Source organism: Ignavibacteriota bacterium (genome assembly GCA_013285405.1).
Classification (GTDB): Bacteria; Bacteroidota; Ignavibacteria; order Ignavibacteriales; family Ignavibacteriaceae; genus IGN2.
The window spans coordinates 3,445,713-3,465,555 of sequence record CP053446.1; the positions used below are offsets into that span (position 1 = coordinate 3,445,713).

The 19,843-nt window shown below is 35.5% G+C and carries 14 protein-coding genes and 2 tRNA genes; 10 read left to right on the forward strand and 6 right to left on the reverse strand.

The window, feature by feature from the left end; genetic code table 11:
• Nucleotides 1–868: 868 nt before the first annotated feature.
• Nucleotides 869–1,831: a tRNA (adenosine(37)-N6)-dimethylallyltransferase MiaA gene (gene miaA / locus HND39_15185; GenBank protein ID QKJ97516.1), complete on the reverse strand. Its 963-nt coding sequence runs from the start codon at nt 1,829–1,831 to the stop codon at nt 869–871.
• Between the two features lie 91 nt (nt 1,832–1,922).
• On the reverse strand, nt 1,923–2,558 hold the full coding sequence (locus HND39_15190) for a protein-L-isoaspartate(D-aspartate) O-methyltransferase (GenBank protein QKJ97517.1): 636 nt from the start codon (nt 2,556–2,558) through the stop codon (nt 1,923–1,925).
• A gap of 613 nt (nt 2,559–3,171) precedes the next feature.
• Here HND39_15190 and HND39_15195 point away from each other — a divergent pair.
• The 8 genes from HND39_15195 to HND39_15230 all read left to right on the forward strand — a co-directional run bounded on the left by HND39_15195 (nt 3,172) and on the right by HND39_15230 (nt 13,569).
• Complete coding sequence (locus tag HND39_15195) at nt 3,172–4,818, forward strand: T9SS type A sorting domain-containing protein (protein ID QKJ98031.1); 1,647 nt, start codon at nt 3,172–3,174, stop codon at nt 4,816–4,818.
• A 584-nt stretch (nt 4,819–5,402) separates the two neighbouring features.
• Complete coding sequence (locus tag HND39_15200) at nt 5,403–6,860, forward strand: T9SS type A sorting domain-containing protein (GenBank protein QKJ98032.1); 1,458 nt, start codon at nt 5,403–5,405, stop codon at nt 6,858–6,860.
• A gap of 143 nt (nt 6,861–7,003) precedes the next feature.
• Nucleotides 7,004–7,079 (forward strand) — tRNA-Gly (locus HND39_15205).
• A gap of 53 nt (nt 7,080–7,132) precedes the next feature.
• A tRNA-Cys gene (locus HND39_15210) sits at nt 7,133–7,206 on the forward strand.
• 1,017 nt (nt 7,207–8,223) lie between these two features.
• Nucleotides 8,224–8,859 (forward strand): glycerol-3-phosphate acyltransferase, encoded by a 636-nt coding sequence (locus HND39_15215; protein QKJ97518.1) that lies wholly within the window; start codon nt 8,224–8,226, stop codon nt 8,857–8,859.
• Nucleotides 8,852–10,045 (forward strand): PDZ domain-containing protein, encoded by a 1,194-nt coding sequence (locus HND39_15220; protein QKJ97519.1) that lies wholly within the window; start codon nt 8,852–8,854, stop codon nt 10,043–10,045. The genes HND39_15215 and HND39_15220 overlap by 8 nt, the downstream gene beginning before the upstream one ends.
• Complete coding sequence (locus HND39_15225) at nt 10,042–11,346, forward strand: adenylosuccinate lyase (protein QKJ97520.1); 1,305 nt, start codon at nt 10,042–10,044, stop codon at nt 11,344–11,346. Before HND39_15220 ends, HND39_15225 begins: the two co-directional genes overlap by 4 nt.
• Nucleotides 11,347–11,481: 135 nt before the next feature.
• Complete coding sequence (locus HND39_15230; protein ID QKJ98033.1) at nt 11,482–13,569, forward strand: carboxy terminal-processing peptidase; 2,088 nt, start codon at nt 11,482–11,484, stop codon at nt 13,567–13,569.
• Here HND39_15230 and HND39_15235 read toward each other — a convergent pair.
• From HND39_15235 to HND39_15245, 3 genes are all read right to left on the reverse strand, one after another.
• Nucleotides 13,566–14,282 (reverse strand): hypothetical protein, encoded by a 717-nt coding sequence (locus HND39_15235; protein ID QKJ97521.1) that lies wholly within the window; start codon nt 14,280–14,282, stop codon nt 13,566–13,568. The two genes, HND39_15230 and HND39_15235, sit on opposite strands and share 4 nt — an antisense overlap.
• 275 nt (nt 14,283–14,557) lie before the next feature.
• The gene (locus HND39_15240; protein QKJ97522.1) at nt 14,558–16,090 is read right to left on the reverse strand and encodes an aldehyde dehydrogenase family protein; all 1,533 of its coding nucleotides are present in this window, start codon (nt 16,088–16,090) and stop codon (nt 14,558–14,560) included.
• Between the two features lie 20 nt (nt 16,091–16,110).
• Entirely contained in the window at nt 16,111–16,533 is a 423-nt protein-coding gene (locus HND39_15245) for an Rrf2 family transcriptional regulator (protein QKJ97523.1), read from the reverse strand.
• Between the two features lie 325 nt (nt 16,534–16,858).
• Between HND39_15245 and HND39_15250 the strand changes: the two genes are divergently transcribed.
• Entirely contained in the window at nt 16,859–18,190 is a 1,332-nt protein-coding gene (locus HND39_15250) for an L-lysine 6-transaminase (protein QKJ97524.1), read from the forward strand.
• Nucleotides 18,191–18,409: 219 nt separating this feature from the next.
• Nucleotides 18,410–19,090 (forward strand): 16S rRNA (cytidine(1402)-2'-O)-methyltransferase, encoded by a 681-nt coding sequence (gene rsmI, locus HND39_15255; protein ID QKJ97525.1) that lies wholly within the window; start codon nt 18,410–18,412, stop codon nt 19,088–19,090.
• 12 nt (nt 19,091–19,102) lie between these two features.
• Here the strand turns inward: rsmI and HND39_15260 are convergent, their stop codons facing one another.
• Entirely contained in the window at nt 19,103–19,840 is a 738-nt protein-coding gene (locus HND39_15260) for an RDD family protein (GenBank protein ID QKJ97526.1), read from the reverse strand.
• Nucleotides 19,841–19,843 lie beyond the last annotated feature (3 nt).

Genomic DNA, 19,843 nt, shown 5'->3' on the forward strand with positions numbered 1-19,843 from the left:
TTATACACGAGTCCCTGAAACAAGTTCAGGGTAAAGTATTTAGTCACCCCAAAATCCTTGTCCGGAAGCTATTTTTATTTTTTCTTTCATCTCACTTTATGCTGAATCTACCTGTCGGTAGACAGGTTTATTTCAGCATCTTTAAGTGTTTGCTGTAATTTATTTATTGATTATACACGAGTCCCTGAAACAAGTTCAGGGTAAAGTATTAAGTCACCCCAAAATCCTTGCCCGGAAGCTATTTTTATTTTTTCTTTCATCTCACTTTATGCTGAATCTACCTGTCGGTAGACAGGTTTATTTCAGCATCTTTAAGTGTTTGCTGTAATTTATTTATTGATTATACACGAGTCCCTGAAACAAGTTCAGGGTAAAGTATTTAGTCACCCCAAAATCCTTGTCCGGAAGCTATTTTTATTTTTTCTTTCATCTCACTTTATGCTGAATCTACCTGTCGGTAGACAGGTTTATTTCAGCATCTTTAAGTGTTTGCTGTAATTTATTTATTGATTATACACGAGTCCCTGAAACAAGTTCAGGGTAAAGTATTAAGTCACCCCAAAATCCTTGTCCGGAAGCTATTTTTATTTTTTCTTTCATCTCACTTTATGCTGAATCTACCTGTCGGTAGACAGGTTTATTTCAGCATCTTTAAGTGTTTGCTGTAATTTATTTATTGATTATACACGAGTCCCTGAAACAAGCTCAGGGTAAAGTATTAAGTCACCCCAAAATCCTTGTCCGGAGGCTATTTTTATTCTTTCTTTCAATTAATTTCATTAAAAATAAATTTTGATAATCTAATTTATCAAGAAATAAATAAAGCGGGAAATAGATTCGTATCTTTTCAAAGTTACTTCTGATTTTTTTATAAAAGCTTGCTAATAAATATTGCGATTTTATCTAAATCAGAAAATTCATTCACTTCAAACCAATGAATGCGTTCATCTTTTCTAAACCAGGTCATCTGACGCTTTGCATAATGACGTGTGTTTCGTTTAATTAATTCAATCGCTCTTTCAAGACTAATTTCTCCTTCAAGATGCTGAACTATTTCTTTGTAACCAACTGTATTCAATGAGTTCAGATTTTTATCGTAGCCCATTTCCAGAATATTTTGTACTTCATCAATTAATCCATTTTCAATCATACTATCGACGCGTTGGTTAATATTTTCATAAAGTAGTTCTCTATTCCAGTTTAAACCAAATTGTTTAAACTCATATTTTTTTTCTTTTAAAGAAGATTGTTTTTGATGATGCTTCCAGATTGGTTCACCTGTGGTATGAAATACTTCAAGCGCACGCATTACTCTTTTCCAATTTTGTGGAAGCATTTTCTCAGCACTGATCGGATCATTTTTTTTTAGTTCTTCATACAAATATTCATTTCCAAATTCTTTTCGTTTTTGAAGCAGTTCATTTCGATATTCCTCATCTTTATCAGTTGATTGAAAAATTCCGTCAATCAAAGCTTTTATATAAAGTCCACTCCCTCCAACAATCACAGGCAATTTATTTCTATTAAATATTTCTTCGATGATTCGTTCGGCATCTTTCTCAAACAAACTTACATCATAATTTTCTGCTGGATCAAGAAAATCGATCAGATGATGTTGAACTTTTCTGAGCTGTTCAGTAGAAGGTTTTGCTGTTCCGATATCAAGAAGTTTATAGAATTGTCTGCTATCTGCAGAGATAATTTCAGAATGAATTAGATGAGAAAGAATTAAGCTAAGATTAGTTTTACCAGAACAAGTTGGACCAACTAATACTATTACTTCATTTATATCCTCACTTCGCACCTTTGTCTTCCCGCTTCCATTTTCCATCTTCCATCAACCATTTTCTCCGCCAAAAGCGGATTTCGCCTTGCCTACCGGCAGGCAGGTTTGCTCAACATCATCCATCTTCCATCCTAAACTATTCTTTCCATCCTTCTCTACCAATCAAAGGAACGAAAGCAAACTGTGGAATTTCTTCAACAACAAATTCGGTATCTGAAATTTTTGTTAGCACTTTCAGAGTTTGCGTACTCATATTACCAACAGGAATAACCATCTTTCCATTAATAGCTAATTGTTTTTTCAAAGTTTCAGGAATGCTCGGTGAACCAGCAGTCACGATTATTTTATCAAAAGGTGAATATTGATCCCAGCCAAGTGTACCATCTCCATATTTACAATGAACGCGAATTCTCAGTTTCTCAAATCGTTTCAAGACTTCGTTATAAATATCAATGTGTCTTTCAACGCTGTAAACTTTAGCACCCATTTCAAAAAGGATTGCAGCCTGATAACCAGAACCTGTTCCAATCTCCAAAACTTTTTCCCCCTTCTTGATCTGAAGTGCTTCTGTCATAATCGCAATTGTAAATGGTTGGGAGATTGTTTGATTATACCCAATCGGTAAAGCAATATCCTTATAAGCATTTGATTTCATCACCGCCTGAACAAATTTTTCTCTTTCAACTTTTTGAAATGCACTGAGGAGGTGTTCATCTGAAATACCTTTTTGCCTGAGGCTATCGACTAGTTCTTGTCTTTGCAGTTTGTACATTATTTGTCGTTTACCTTTCACATTAAAATAACAATAACTTCATCAAAAAGTAAAAAATTACCCAAATCTCACCGTCAAGATTTTTTTAAAATAATAGTTGATTTTATACGGAATTTTTTTAATATAGTAGTAGAATTTTAATAAAATTCATATTCATTGATTGTTAGTATTAAATCAGTTGAATTTTATTCATCTTTTAGAGGGTCTATCAATTAAATATGGTTAAAAAAAATTTTAAATCTTTTTTAGCTCACTTCAATCTCGAAATTAAAAGTAAATATTTTTGCTTAATTAACTTCATTCATAAATCAACACAGGAGGTTTCTATATGAAACAATTCTTTAGTATACTTTTCTTGTTTGTACTTTTTTCTGGGCTTGTTCTTGCACAGGATAACGCAAGAGATTTAGCTCCGAAATCTTCAGGACCAGTAATAATCGCTGGACATGGTGGATTGCCAATTTGGGAAGCACCTACTGCAACCTTATTTGATAATGGTGGTATAGTAAACGATCCAGGTGGTGGATCAGGCGGTGCTGATAGAAGTTACATCGAATCAGCTTTAGGTCACACACTTTTCGGATGGGGTCATCAAATAGCTTCAAACATTTCTATGGCAGACGATTTTACAATCCCTGCCGGTGAATCATGGCAGATTGATCAGTTGATATCTTATTCTTATCAGACTGGTTCAACAACTACATCAACAATAAACGATGCCAGAATTCAAATTTGGAATGGTAGCCCAATGTCAGGCGGGACCGTTATCTGGGGTGATTTGACTACAAATCGTTTGGCTTCTTCAACATGGGGAAATATCTATAGAACAACCGACACTGACCCAACAAATACTCAAAGACCTGTAATGATAGTAACATCTAACGTAGGTACAACTCTTCCTGCTGGTACTTATTGGATTGAATGGCGATTAGGTGGAACTTTATCTTCGGGTCCTTGGTGCCCACCGGTTTGTTCACTCGGTGTTGCAGTAACAGGCGATGCATTGCAATTTAATGCTGGTACTTGGGCAGCAGCTTTAAACGGAACTTCACCTAACGGAGCTCCTTTTATACTTACAGGCAGCATTGTTGGTGGTGGAGGCAATACGTTTTTCGAAGACTTCGAAGGCTTTGCCGTTGGCGGACAAGTTGCTTGTCAGGATCCTGCAAACTGGACAACCTGGAGTCAACTGCCTTGCAGTGCAGAAGATGCATCTGTATCCTCAAACTATGCACACAGTGGTACAAAATCTTTTGTTATCGTACCAGCTAATGACTTCGTGAAACCGCTTGGCGATAAAACATCCGGTAAATGGTGGGTAAGTTTCTGGGTATATATGCCAACAGGTAAAGGTGGATATTTCAATACACTTAACACATTCCCTGCTACTGCATCTGAACATTGGGGAATGGAAGTTTATTTTGACGTAGGTGGTGCTGGAAGACTTCTCAATGGTGGTACAGTTAACTTCTCCTGGACAGAAAATACCTGGCAGTATTGTGAAGTTATTGTTGACCTTGATCTCGATCAGGCTCAGTTCTGGTTCAATGGAAGTCAGGTTGGAACAAGCTGGCAGTGGACAAGAGGAAATCCGGCTTATGCACTTAAATTAGCTGCAAACGATTTCTATGGTCCGTTACAGACAACTGCTGACGAATGTTATTATGATGATTACTGGTTCGGTGATGAAGCCTGGGTTCCTGTTGAAATGACTTCATTCGCTGGAAGTGTAAACAATCTCGGTCAAGTTGTATTGAACTGGCAAACAGCTTCCGAATTAAATAACCATATGTTTGAAATTGAAAGAAGAACAGAAACTTCTGAATTCAGAACTGTTGGTTTTGTTGAAGGTCACGGAACTACTACACAGCAGAATAACTACAGCTATGTTGATAAAACTGCTGAACAAGGTGTTAATTATTACAGACTCAAACAAGTTGATTTCAACGGAACATATTCTTATTCAGACATCGTTGAAATTGAAGTAGTTGGTCCATTAACATTTGAATTGGCTCAGAATTATCCAAACCCATTCAACCCATCAACAAACATTAAATACAGTGTACCTGAATCTGGTAATATCAGACTTTCAGTTTACAATCTTGTTGGTGAGGAAGTTGCAGTATTAGTAAATGGTTTCAGCCAGGCTGGATTCTATGAAGTAACTTTTGATGCTTCAAATCTTTCGACAGGTGTTTACCTTTATAAATTACAGTCAGCTAATTCAGTTCAGACAAAGAAGATGATGTTACTCAAGTAATTTCATCTGAATATCAGAAAATTATAGTCCGGCAGCTGCCGGACTTTTTTTTGCTTTTATTGAATTCTTTTAAAAAGATTAGTATAATGATCTTAGAATTTTAATAATTTATTGCTCAATCCATTATTAAAATTGCTTCAAACTAATAATATTTTTTTTCAACAAACGTAGGGAGATTTGGCATGAAACAAATCACTCAATTTTTTCTTTCCTTCCTGATTATTTCAAGTATTGTGTTAGCTCAGGAAAACAACAGAGACCTAACCAAAACACCATCCAATTTTGATAATCCTAAATATGTTTATGGTCCAGGATTGACTGAAGCTACTTTGGGCTTCGCAGAAAGTTTCGAAGATGCAACATTCCCACCGGCTGGATGGCTCAAGGCTAATCCTGATGGTGGTACTGGTTGGAACAGACAACTAGCAGGTACAACACCTATACCTGGTTGGAACGGTGGAGTTATCACAGCACCCTCAGGCGGTGGAAATGCAGTTGCATTTTGCACTTGGAATACTGGAGGCGCTACTTCAAATGACCAATGGCTTATCACACCCCAGGTAACAAATGTTCAAACTGGTGATATGTTAACTTTTTGGATGTTGATCCCTGGATATGCAAATGGTAGCTACCTTGAACAAGTTGATATCAGAATTTCAACAACTGGAACCAATGTTTCTGACTTTTCAACTGTTGTTGCAGCATTAGTTTTCCCTGCTGGCTCTCCTGATACTACCTGGATTCAATATTCATATCAATTAACAAATTTTGTTTCACCTGGTTCAAACATTTACATTGGTTTCCGAGAGCATGTAACTGATAATTTAAATGATGGCGCTGCAGTTCTTTTAGATTTGGTTGAAGTAACTCAAGGTGGATCCAGTAACACCTTCTTCGAAGATTTTGAAGGCTTTGCCGTTGGCGGACAAGTTGCGTGTCAGGATCCAACAAACTGGTCAACCTGGAGTCAACTACCATGTAGTGCAGAAGATGCATCTGTATCCTCCAACTATGCACACAGTGGTACAAAATCTTTTGTTATCGTACCAGCTAATGACTTCGTGAAACCGCTTGGCGATAAAACATCCGGTAAATGGTGGATTAGCTTCTGGGTATATATGCCAACAGGTAAAGGTGGATATTTCAATACACTTAACACATTCCCTGCTACTGCAAATGAACACTGGGGAATGGAACTTTATTTTGACGTAGGTGGCGCAGGAAGACTTCTTAATGGTGGGACAGTAAACTTCTCCTGGACAGAAAATACCTGGCAGTATTGTGAAGTTATTGTTGACCTTGATCTCGATCAGGCTCAGTTCTGGTTCAATGGAAGTCAGGTTGGAACAAGCTGGCAGTGGACAAGAGGAAATCCAGCTTATGCACTTAAATTAGCTGCAAACGATTTCTATGGTCCGTTACAGACAACTGCTGACGAATGTTATTATGATGATTACTGGTTCGGTGATGAAGCCTGGGTTCCTGTTGAAATGACTTCATTCGCTGGAAGTGTAAACAATCTCGGTCAAGTTGTATTGAACTGGCAAACAGCTTCCGAATTAAACAACCATATGTTTGAAATTGAAAGAAGAACAGAAACTTCTGAATTCAGAACTGTTGGTTTTGTTGAAGGTCACGGAACTACTACACAGCAGAATAACTACAGCTATGTTGATAAAACTGCTGAACAAGGTGTTAATTATTACAGACTCAAACAAGTTGATTTCAACGGAACATATTCTTATTCAGACATCGTTGAAATTGAAGTAGTTGGTCCATTAACATTTGAATTGGCTCAGAATTATCCAAACCCATTCAACCCATCAACAAACATTAAATACAGTGTTCCTGAATCAGGTAATATCAGACTTTCAGTTTACAATCTTGTTGGTGAGGAAGTTGCAGTATTAGTAAATGGTTTCAGCCAGGCTGGATTCTATGAAGTAACTTTTGATGCTTCAAATCTTTCGACAGGTGTTTACCTTTACAAATTACAGTCAGCTAATTCAGTTCAAACAAAGAAGATGATGTTACTCAAGTAATTTCATCTGAATTTCAGAAAATTATAGTCCGGCAGCTGCCGGACTTTTTTTTGCTTGAAAACTTATTTGATTACAAAGGATGGTGATATTATATTTGAACACGAAATTGTTTGATTACTTGTTCTTATTTAACTTGATTTTATGCGGGAATAGCTCAGTTGGTAGAGCGCAACCTTGCCAAGGTTGATGTCGCGGGTTCGAGTCCCGTTTCCCGCTCCATTTCCAGACAAAAACCCAATTTCTGAAGGAAGTTGGGTTTCCGAATTTTAGAAGGCGGCGTTGCCAAGCGGTCTAAGGCGAAGGTCTGCAAAACCTTTATTCGTCGGTTCGAATCCGACCGCCGCCTCTAAATTTTTTCTCAAGTAATTTATTCCTCCGATAAAACCTTTATTCGAAGTTCTCCCAAAGGGATTCCTTCGGAAGATTCTGACCACCGCCTCTAATTTTTTCTCAAGTAATTTATTCCTCCGGCAAAACCTTTATTCGAAGTTCTCCCAAAGGGATTCCTTCGGAAGAATCTGACCGCCGCCTCTAAATTTTTCTCAAGAAATTTATTCCTCCGGCAAAACCTTTATTCGAAGTTCTCCCAAAGGGATTCCTTCGGAAGAATCCGACCGCCGCCTCTAAATTTTTCTCAAGTAATTTATTCCTCCCGCAAAACCTTTATTCGAAGTTCTCCCAAAGGGATTCCTTCGGAAGAATCCGACCGCCGCCTCTAATTTTTTCTCAAGTAATTTATTCCTCCGATAAAACCTTTATTCGAAGTTCTCCCAAAGGGATTCCTTCGGAAGATTCTGACCGCCGCCTCTAACTTTTTCTCAAGTAATTTATTCCTCCCGCAAAACCATTATTCGAAGTTCTCCCAAAGGGATTCCTTCGGAAGATTCTGACCACCGCCTCTAATTTTTTCTCAAGTAATTTATTCCTCCGGCAAAACCTTTATTCGAAGTTCTCCCAAAGGGATTCCTTCGGAAGATTCTGACCACCGCCTCTAATTTTTTCTCAAGTAATTTATTCCTCCGGCAAAACCTTTATTCGAAGTTCTCCCAAAGGGATTCCTTCGGAAGAATCTGACCGCCGCCTCTAATTTTTTCTCAAGTGATTTATTCCTCCGGCAATACCTTTATTCGAAGTTCTCTCAATAGGATTCCTTCGGAAGATTCTGACCGCCGCCTCTTTTAGTTAATCATCATTAATAAAAAAGTAAACTCAAGAAACAATAATTCATAAATTCTCTTTGAAGTTTCACAAATCTGATTTTTTGTGAAATTGAATCTGACTATTACCTACCTTTAATAAAACATTATATCTAAAATATCATTTACAAAATCATTAAATTTATTCCATCAATCACTCAAAATTTATGGAATATCTTTTAAGTTCATTAATAGGTTATTTGCTCGGCTCCTTTCCGACCGCATATATATTTCTCCAAAAGACAAAAGGATTGGATATCACAAAAGAGGGTTCCGGAAATGTTGGAGCTATGAATTCTTTTGAAGTGAGCAATTCAAAATTCGTTGGTATTTCCGTTTTATTTATCGATCTTTTAAAAGGCGGGGCAAGTGTTTTGATTCCAATTTTAGTATTTGGAAATGTATTCATTTATCCGGCAATAGGACTTTTGTTTGCTGTTTTTAGTCATTGCTATAATCCATGGATTTTTTTCAAAGGTGGACGAGGTCTTGCAACTGCTGCGGGTGGTGCTGCGATAATATTTCCATATCTGCTTGCAGTCTGGGTGATATTTTGGGTACTCTTTTATGTAATGAGAAAAGATATTCTTTTAGCTAATATTGCTGCAACAATTTTATCGGTATTGGTCCTGTTTGGAACTTATAGAATTGCATTCAACTATGCATTTCCCAAACCAGCAGGAGTAGATATATTATTAACGGCAAGTAGTTCAATACTGATAATAATTTTTATAAAACATATCGAACCGTTAAAAGAACTTATTCAAAAACAAAAAAATAAACGGAAACATAAAAATGAATAGTCAACAAAAAACAATACTCACCGTATTTTTTGTATTAGTACTATTAATCGGTGCAGTATTTATTAGTGCTGAACTAAACATCATCAGCTTCTCTGGTAATTCAAATGCTGATTTCAATTTAGCTTATGCTCAGACACAAGATCAGAAGACTATAAATAATGATAATATTACTTCTTCGAGAAGAAATATCATAACAGAAACTGTGAAAAATGTAAGCCCGTCAATTGTAGGTATAAATGTTATTGAGATAAGAGAATACAAAGATCCTTTCTCATCATTCTTCGATGACCCGTTCTTCCAAAGATTTTTTGGAAATCGAGGGAGTTACAGTCAGGAAGTTAAAGGTTTAGGTTCAGGCTATATAATTTCTGAAGATGGCTATATCGTTACAAATGATCATGTTGCCGGTAACGCAACAAAAATAACAATCACACTCACCGATGGACGGCAATTCGATGCTAAACTAATTGGTTCCGATTCTGCAAGTGATATATGTCTTCTTAAAATTGATGGAGATGATCTGCCTTATGTTACTCTTGGTAACTCGGATGATATTATAATTGGAGAATGGGTAATTGCTTTAGGAAATCCTTTTGGATTATTTGAACTTAATGATAAACCTACGGTGACAGTTGGAGTAGTTAGTGCAAGCGGTATGAATCTCGATGCTATAAATAACCGTTACTATTTAAATATGATTCAAACTGATGCTTCAATTAACGGCGGTAACAGTGGTGGTCCATTAGTCAATAGCGAGGGTAAGGTTATCGGAATGAATACACTTATTTTCACTGCTGGAGGAAATACAGGTAGTATTGGACTCGGTTTTGCTATTCCTATTAACAAAGTAAAAAGAATTGTTGAAGAACTGAAAAAAAATGGCAGTATTGATAGAAACTTTGAAATCGGAATGAGGATACAAACTATTGATGAGGGAATTGCACAGTATTATCATCTGAAAAGTATCAAAGGAGTAATTGTAACAAAAGTTTATCCTAATACTCCTGCTGAAAAAGGTGGAATTGAAGTCGGGGATATTATTCTTGAAGTAGAAGGATATAAAATCAATAACGAGAATACTATCTTCAGCGTATTCCATGAATTCAGAGCAGGTCAAACAGTTACACTCAAAATAATCAGAGATGAAAAAGAGTTAACCAAACAAATGAAATTGGTAAAAGGATGATTAGCAGATATACTCTGCCCGAAATGGGTAAAATATGGGAAGATGAATTTAAATTTTCCACCTGGTTAAAAATTGAAATTCTTGCCTGCGAAGCAAGAAAAGAAATGGGTGAAATACCAGAAGAAGATTTGAAAGTTATAAAAGAAAAAGCAGCATTCAATGTGAAAAAAATTCTTGATATAGAAGAAACAACCAAGCACGATGTAATTGCTTTTCTTACAAACGTCGCGGAATATGTTGGTCCTTCTTCCCGTCATATTCATTATGGAATGACTTCATCGGATATTTTAGATACAACTCTCTGCTTTCAAATGAAATCTGCTGGCGAAATTTTATTGAATCAACTACTTCAACTTAAAGAAGTATTGAAAGTACGAGCCATCGAACATAAAAACACTGTTTGTATTGGCAGATCGCATGGCATTCACGCAGAACCAACTACAATTGGGCTAAAGTTTGCTTTATGGTACGAAGAAATCAAGAGAAATATAAAAAGACTTCAGAGTGCAATTGATACAGTAAGTGTTGGACAAATTTCGGGTGCAGTTGGAACTTTTGAACATCTCTCTCCAAAAGTTGAAGAGTATGTTTGCAAAAAAATGGCGTTGAAACCAGCAAGCGTTTCTACTCAGGTTATCCAACGAGACAGACATGCCGAGTTTATGAATAGTCTGGCGGTTATCGGAGCAACACTTGAGAAAATTTCTGTTGAGATCAGACATCTTCAGAGAACTGAAGTACTCGAAGCTGAAGAATTTTTTTCAAAAGGTCAAAAAGGATCTTCTGCTATGCCTCATAAAAGAAATCCTGTAATCAGTGAAAGGATTACTGGTCTGGCAAGAATACTTCGAGCAAATGCAATTGCTTCACTCGAAAATGTTGCACTCTGGCATGAACGGGATATTTCACATTCATCAGTAGAGAGAATTGTAATTCCTGATAGCTGCATCGCATTGAACTATATGCTGGATCTGATGATAAAGCTGATAAAGAACCTGATTATTTATCCTGAGAATATGATTAAAAATTTGAATCTTACACGTGGCTTAATATACTCTCAGACGGTTTTACTAAAACTCGTTGATAAAGGACTATCACGTGAAGAAGCGTATAGAATTGTTCAGACTTCAGCGATGGATGTTTGGGCAAATGAAAATAAAAATCTGAAAGATGAATTATTAAAATCCAGTGAAGTGATGCATTACCTGTCAGGCAATGAATTGAATGAAATCTTCAATCCGGATAAAATTCTGAAAAACGTAGATTATATTTTTCAGCGCAGTATATTTTCAGAAGAATAATTTGAAAATAATCACCGGGCAGCCCTTTCTTTGCAAAACAACAGCTACTTAATTTAGTATTGTTAATAAGTATTTGAGTAAGTAATTATAATTAGTTAAAGTAAATAATTGAAGAATAAAAACATCAAAAATATTATGAAGGCTTTACCAATAATCGTTCTTATCATATTGACTGCAAATTTCTTTCTTGCTGAATCTAAAAAAACTATTCAGAATGAAGATGAACAAACTGATACTTTACGTTCTATAGAACCCAAAAATCATTTTACACTTGAGAATCAGCTTGTTACTACAATGCTTTCAAGATATCATTACAAAGACTTTACAATTGATGATTCATTGTCATCAATAATTTTGGATAAGTATTTAAAGAGTCTTGATTATAGTAAAGTTTACTTCTACGAATCGGATATAAGCTCATTTGAAAAAAACAGATATTTATTTGATGATTATTTTCTTGATGGAAATGTTCAGCCATTTTTTGATATGTTCAATGTTTATGAAAAAAGGATGCTGGAACGGATGGAATTTGTAGATACAATTCTTACTGCAGGATTTGATTTTTCACAAGATGATTCTGTTGAGATAAACAGAGACAGTTCAGATTGGATAGCTTCCACAGAAGAGATGAATAAATTATGGGAAGGAAGAATTAAAAATGATGCGCTTGCATTACATCTTGCAGGAAGAAGCGACGAAGAAATAAAATCAAATTTAAAAAAGAGATATGATAATTATACAAGAGCATTGTACCAATACAACAGTGAAGATGTTTTTCAGATTGCAATGGATGCATACACAAGTTCAGTAGACCCGCATACTAATTATTTTTCCCCCGTTACTTCTGAAAATTTCAAAATCGATATGAGCCTTTCTCTTGAGGGAATAGGTGCACGACTTATGAGCGAAGATGGTTATACAAAAGTTGTTGAGGTAATTCCCGGAGGTCCGGCATTTAAATCAAAAGAATTAGCTGTTGATGATAAAATTATTGCTGTGGCTCAGGGAGATACTGGTCAATTCGTTGATGTGATTGGTTGGAGGATTACTGAAGTTGTTAAACTAATTCGCGGACCAAAAGAAACTACTGTCCGATTACAAATTCTTAGAGCAAAAGCTGGTCTTGATGCCAAACCAGAGGAAATTAGTCTTGTAAGAGAAAAAGTTAAACTTGAAGATCAGGCTGCCAAGAAAAAAATTATTGAAGTCGAAAATAATGGTTTGAAGTATCGCGTTGGTATAATAACCATTCCAAATTTTTACACTGACTTTAACGGAAACCGGAACGGAGATCAAAATTCAAAAAGTACTGTGGTTGATGTTAAAAATCTTTTACAAGAACTCAATCAGGAAAAAGTTGATGGAGTCGTTATCGATTTAAGAAATAACGGTGGTGGCGCGCTTTCAGAAGCAATTGATGTTACCGGGTTATTTATTGATAAAGGACCTGTTGTACAAGTTAAAAATTCTGATGGAATGATTGAAGTTGATTCTGATATGGATCCGTCGTTGATTTACGGAGGTCCACTCGCAGTATTAGTAAATCGATTCAGTGCTTCGGCTTCAGAAATTTTTGCAGCAGCAATTCAGGACTATCAACGCGGTATTATCGTTGGCGAACAAACTTATGGTAAAGGTACTGTTCAAAATCTGATTGACTTGAATCAGATTTCCAGAAATTCCGGTAATAAATTTGGACAGCTTAAACTAACAATAGCAAAATATTATCGGATTAATGGTGGAAGTACACAAAACCTTGGTGTGATTCCCGATATTTCTTTCCCAACTTATTTGGATCCTCAGGAATTTGGTGAAAGTTCACAGACTTCTGCGTTACCCTGGGATCAGATTGATGCTACAAGCTACAAACTATATAGCAGTTTGAATAAATTAATTCCAAAATTGAAAGAAAATTCTGAAAACCGGACTGAAAAAGATATTGAATTTCAATTCTTGCGTGAGGATATAGAAAAATATAATATGATGAAAAATAGAAAGTATATTTCCTTGAATGAAGAAGTACGTAAGAAAAAGAAAGAATCTGATGATGAGTTAGAATTTGAGCGTGAAAACGAAAGACGACAGAGTAAAGGGTTAAAACTTTTGGACAAGGGTGAAGTTCCGGAAAAGAAAGACGAAGATGATGATATCTTTCTTACTGAAACGGCAATGATATTAGCTGATATGATTCAACTTCCGAAAGGATTAACAGAAATACGCTAATGGCTTAAGTGCTTTAATAATTTCTCTTCTGCAATCGGGAAAATAGTTTCATTATACGGAAAGTCAAGTTCGGTTTGAAGAACGAATGCAACGGGCTCATGCATATCTTTCGAATAAGAAATAAAATTATACATCATTTCTTCAACTGAATCGCCAATTGATTTTAATGGAATAGTACGGACAAGGTTTGATGTAAGCCGTTGATATAAATTTTCCTGAGTCCAATCCCAGATTATCTCGTAGAGATAAATGTTCAGTATTTGATTTTTATTATCCGGGAGGCTGAAGTAACCTTTCCCGTGATAATTCTTCTCAGATCGTGATACACGTTTGACTCTGATATTCTCTTCAACAAAGTTTTTAATTATTCTTCCTTCCTCAAGAACCGGTCTGTTCAGCTGCAAAGCCCAATCAATAAATGTTAACAGTTTATCCAATTGATGACCGACCTGATGAGCCTTTTCATAAACTACTACTCTCTCATTTATTTTTCTGCCTTTGATTTCATTGTCAAACCATAATTTACATTCAATATTTTCGCGCAGTAAGTCTTCGAGTGCAAGGTTAAGCTGTATGGCTTCTTCAATAGAAGGAAACAATTTATTCTTATTGAAGTTCAATGACCACTCTTTTACCTTAATGAGTATTTTGTACTGATTAGATTCCCAATCAGAACCGTATGAAGTAAGTTTTTTCAAATCAAGGGTTGTCATTTTATTCATTACTATTTGGTTGTCACTTTTAGTTATGTTTAATACTAAAAGCCTGCCAAAGGAATTGAATAAACTCAGCCGATATGCATTTATTGAATTGATACAGTAGTGAGAAAGAATTGCATGATGCGCCAAATTATTCAGGTAAATTTTCCTGAATATTTCTCGTATTGATATAAAGAATGATGAAGTAAAATTGGTCTGGAATTTTTACATAAAAAAAGGAACGGAAAAAAATTCCCGTCCCTTTCAAAAATACCAACGGATGGAATAATTTATATATCGAATTTTATTCCTTGCGCCAACGGTAGCTTCGATCCAAAATTAATCGTATTAGTTTGTCGTCTCATATAAGCTTTCCAGGAATCGGATCCGGATTCTCTTCCACCGCCAGTTTCTTTTTCTCCACCAAAAGCTCCGCCAATTTCAGCGCCAGAAGTTCCGATATTCACATTTGCAATTCCGCAATCAGATCCGGAAGCCGAAAGGAACTGCTCTGCTTCTCTCATATTATTAGTGAATATTGAAGAAGATAATCCTTGTACAACTCCATTTTGTAATGCTATTGCTTCATTAACATCTTTTTTATATTTCATTATATAGAGAATAGGTGCGAAGGTTTCTTCCTGAACTATTTCAAAGTGATTCTGAGCCTCGGCAATTGCAGGAGAGACGTAACAACCAGATTCATATCCCTTTCCACTCAATACTTCTCCTCCAAAAATTATCTTTCCACCTTCTTTTTTAACACGCTTTAATGCATTTGAAAAATCATTAACAGCATTTTTATCTATCAACGGACCCATATGGTTTTGCTGGTTTAACGGATCACCAATCCTAATGCTCTTATACGCTTTAACCAACGATTCTTTCACTTTATTATAAATTGAATCATGTATAATCAATCTACGTGTTGACGTACATCTTTGACCGGCAGTTCCCACTGCACCAAATACAACCGCAGGAATCGCTATTTTTAAATCAGCATCAGGAGTTATAATTATTGCATTATTTCCACCAAGCTCAAGAATTGTTTTTCCAAATCTTCCTGAAACGACTTCAGCAGCATGCTTACCAACACGGGTTGATCCAGTCACTGAAACCATAGCAACACGTTTATCATTTAAAATTCGTTCGCCAACTGTTGAACCTTTGCCAACTATCAGAGTAAAAATTCCTTCAGGAAGATTATTTTCTTTCAGAACTTTTGCAATAATATTTTGTGTAGCTATAGCACTAAGAGGAACTTTGGAAGAAGGTTTCCAAATATTTACATCACCACAAACAGCAGCGAGCATTGCATTCCAGGAATAAACTGCAACCGGAAAATTAAAAGCTGAAATAGTACAGACGATTCCAAGAGGATGATACTGATCATACATTCTATGCATTGGTCTTTCAGATTGCATAGTAAAACCATAAAGTTGTCTTGATTGACCGACAGCGAAATCGCATATATCAATCATCTCCTGAACTTCACCCAATCCTTCCTGGAGAGATTTTCCCATTTCGTATGAAACTAATTGTCCAAGCGGTTCTTTATACTCTCTTAATTTTAATCCAATTTGTCTTACAATTTCGCCTCTTGCCGGGGCTGGAACTTCGCGCCAGATCAGAAATGCTTCTTCCATGCTTTTAATAATTTTTTCATAATCTTTCTCAGAACCCTGATGAACTGAAGCGATATATTTACCGTCAACCGGTGAATGAATTTTTAACTCGCCTTCTGATTTGGTTTGTAACCATTTTTGTCCGGTTGATGCACCAAAATTTGATTTACTGATACCAAGTTTTTTTAAGAATTCCATACTAACTCCAGAATATTTTATTAATTACTTTTAATTTTATTTATAATTGATTGTAATGTTATATTTTTCATTTTATCCTCTATTGTTACCTGAACTTCTGAAAATAAATCAAGAAAGTAAGAGTTCAATTTTTCAGGCAAGCTATTTTTCTTTATTGCATTTCGTCTTACATCCAAATGGAAAGCCTTCCTATCTTCGATTGCGCAATAGATTTCCTGCAAATGAATTTCCGAAGGTAACTTCTTCAATTTGAATCCTCCAGACATTCCAGCGTTACTTTCAACTATACCATTTTTTACGAGTAAAGATAGAATTCTCCTCAACTTGGATGAATTGATTCCGATAGCTTCTTCGAGCTCAAAACTCGAAACCGCTTTTGGGTGTTCTTGCTGCAAATAGCATAATGCTTTGACTGAGGTTGATAATTTTGTGGAGGCAGACATATTTTTTTAATTTGTTACAGTAAGTGTAACAAATATAAATCTTAAATCAAAATTTTATTAGATTTTATCGGAGAATCTGGCTTATATCAAAGCAATTTTAGATTGAATATTCTCATCAACATAGCTATTTTTGTACAGGCAAATTCAAAAATGAAAAAATTTCAATTACATACGATTTTAACATTATTCTCTCTTAGACACAGAAGTTACTTTGTGTCTGCCTACGAATCAGTTTTTTAATTCTGTTCCATTCGTCATCAACAGAATAAAAACCTGTTGCATAATTCTTTTAATATTTTTTTCATTTTAAATTAGAGGTGACTGCATGATCACAGAAATAATAAACCCTGCTGAAAAAGTTCGCGAAACAATCGGGAAGTATATGCTTGCTGATGGATTTCAATTAATCTTAGATTTAAAGAATAGTTATCGAACTAAAATAGTTGATGAACGAAATGGTGATGAGTATATAGATTTCTTCACTTTCTTTGCATCAAACCCGCTTGGAATGAATCATCCCAAACTTAATTCTACGGAAGTTGTCGAATCACTCGGATTAGCTGCTGTTAACAGACCATCAAATTCTGACATATATACAACACAGATGGCTGAGTTTGTTGATACTTTCGGAAAAGTTGCAAAACCTGATTATATGAAACATTTGTTTTTTATTGATGGTGGAGCTTTAGCCGTTGAAAATGGATTGAAAGTAGCCTTCGATTGGAAAGTTAGAAAAAATTTACAAAAAGGTTACAAAGAAGAAAGAGGACAAAAAGTAATCCATTTCAAAGAGGCTTTTCATGGTAGAAGCGGATATACAATGTCATTGACTAATACAGATGAAAATAAAATTAAGTACTTCCCTAAGTTTGAATGGCCCCGAGTTATCAATCCAAAAGTTACTTTTCCTATAGAGCAACATCTGGAACAAATAAAAAAAATTGAAACACAGGCACTAAATGAAATCAAAGATGCAATCAAAAATAATCGGGATGATATTGCTGTCCTGATTCTTGAACCAATCCAGTGTGAAGGTGGCGATAATTTTTTCAGAAAAGAATTTTTTACAGAACTAAGAAATCTCACACTGGAAAATGAAATTATATTGATGTTTGATGAAGTTCAGACTGGCTTTGGAATAACCGGAAAATTCTGGGCGTTTGAACATTTTGTAAAACCAGACATTATTGCTTTCGGAAAAAAATCACAGCAATGTGGTATTATGGTATCTGAGAGAATAGATGAAATTACGGATAATTGTTTTAATGTTTCCGGAAGAATTAACTCAACCTGGGGCGGAAATCTTGTCGATATGGTTCGCTCCAAATATATCCTGAACATAATGAAGGAAGAGGAGCTCATTGATAATTCATCACAAAGAGGTAACTACTTATTGAAAAGGCTTTTTGAGATTCAATCCAACTACCCTAATTTAATTAGCAATACCAGAGGTTTAGGTCTTCTGTGTTCATTTGACTTTCCTAACAAAGAACTCAGAGATGATTTTAGGATGAGATCTGAAAAAGAAAAATTGCTTATTCTCGGTTGCGGGGTTAAATCAATACGGTTCAGACCGATGCTTAATATAACAGATGATGAGCTGGAAGAAGGCTTGCAGGTGATTGAGAAAGTGCTTAAAATTATGTTGTCTAAATAATTAAATAGGATTAACTACTTGCCAGAAACGGCTCCGGAACGGAGCCGCTTCTGTTTTAAAGCAAATTGTTGCGAAATATTTTATAGATTTGTACAGAGAAATTGAACTTATTGAGAATATCTCTCACAAGTTCTGATACAAGCAGGTTAAAAATCTGTCGGGCATCAAAATCAATCATTACTAAAACGCTGAATTAAATGCAGAGAGAGACTTGATTATATGACCGGTAAACTTCACATAGTTAGTACACCTATTGGTAATCTTAAGGATATTACGCTTCGCGCAATTGAGACATTGAACGAAGTTGACTTTATTTTGTGCGAAGATACTCGGGTCACTTCAGTATTAACTAAACAATATAATATCATTAAGCAGCTTATTTCATTTAATGCTGTCAGTGAGACTAAAAAAATTCCTATGATAATCGAGCGGCTTCGCAATGGACAGAGCTATGCGCTCGTTTCAGATTCTGGAACTCCAGCAATTTCAGATCCAGGAATCAGATTAGTTTCAGAAGCGATAAAAAATGGAATCGAAGTTATATCTGTTCCCGGAGCAACAGCTTTGATTGCCGCACTTACGATTAGCGGTCTGCCAACAGATTCTTTTGTATTCGAAGGATTTCTTCCTCAAAAAAAAGGAAGACAAAAAAAGCTCGATGAACTAACAAAAGAAGAAAGAACCATCGTGCTTTATGAATCTTCTCATAGAATTGATAAACTGATTGATGAACTTGTTGAATATTTTCCTGAAAGATATGTAGTGGTCTGCCGTGAGTTAACAAAAAAGTTTGAAGAAACCTGGCGGGGTTATCCTCCAGAGTTAAAAGAAAAGCTAAATGAGAAAACAATAAAAGGCGAGTTTGTAATTGTAATAGCAAACAAAAGTTGGAAGCACTGACCACTCCCCTTTTTACTCACTCAACAAATAATTATAATCTTTCAGCACTGTATCCAGGAATGTTAAAGGATGTAAAGTTGAAGTTATTCCAGTTTTGTTTTCAACAGCCGCTTTAGTTTTTTGTAGCATCTGATTATACAAATAAATATCAGGATTTTTATAGTTCATATCCAACACCGATTTGATTATTGCAATGTCTTTATCGGTTAAAGCACTTACCTGTGGAAATTTCACATCATAGTTAACCGGAGTTGCGGTTAAAATAGTATCATCAAGTTTAGTTTCTGCTTTTAGTTTTACCACTGTGGTATTTGCAGCAAGATCACCCAATCGTTGTCCCTTTCCATTCATCATAAGTGTAATTATTCCAACAGCGCCAAAAAATGAATAATCAATCAGAGTTAATATCCATCTTAAAAAGTAACTGCCGATTCCTGCTTGTGTTCCATCAAGTTTAACTACTCGCATTTTCATTATTTTTTTTCCGAAGGATTGTCCATTCAGAAATGTTTCGCACAATAGATGATAAAAAAAGACCGGCAAAAATAATATTATGAAATACGCAACCGGAAAATATAGTCCCGAACCTTCAGTTAAATCCAAAATCCAGATGTAAAGAAATATTATGCTGATAAAATAACCTAACATTATCAACGAATCTATAATTGCTGCAACAACTCTGTCTCCAATATTTGCTACAGGATACTCGATGTTCACATTTTGAGTTGTCTGAATTTCGATAGTTGACATATT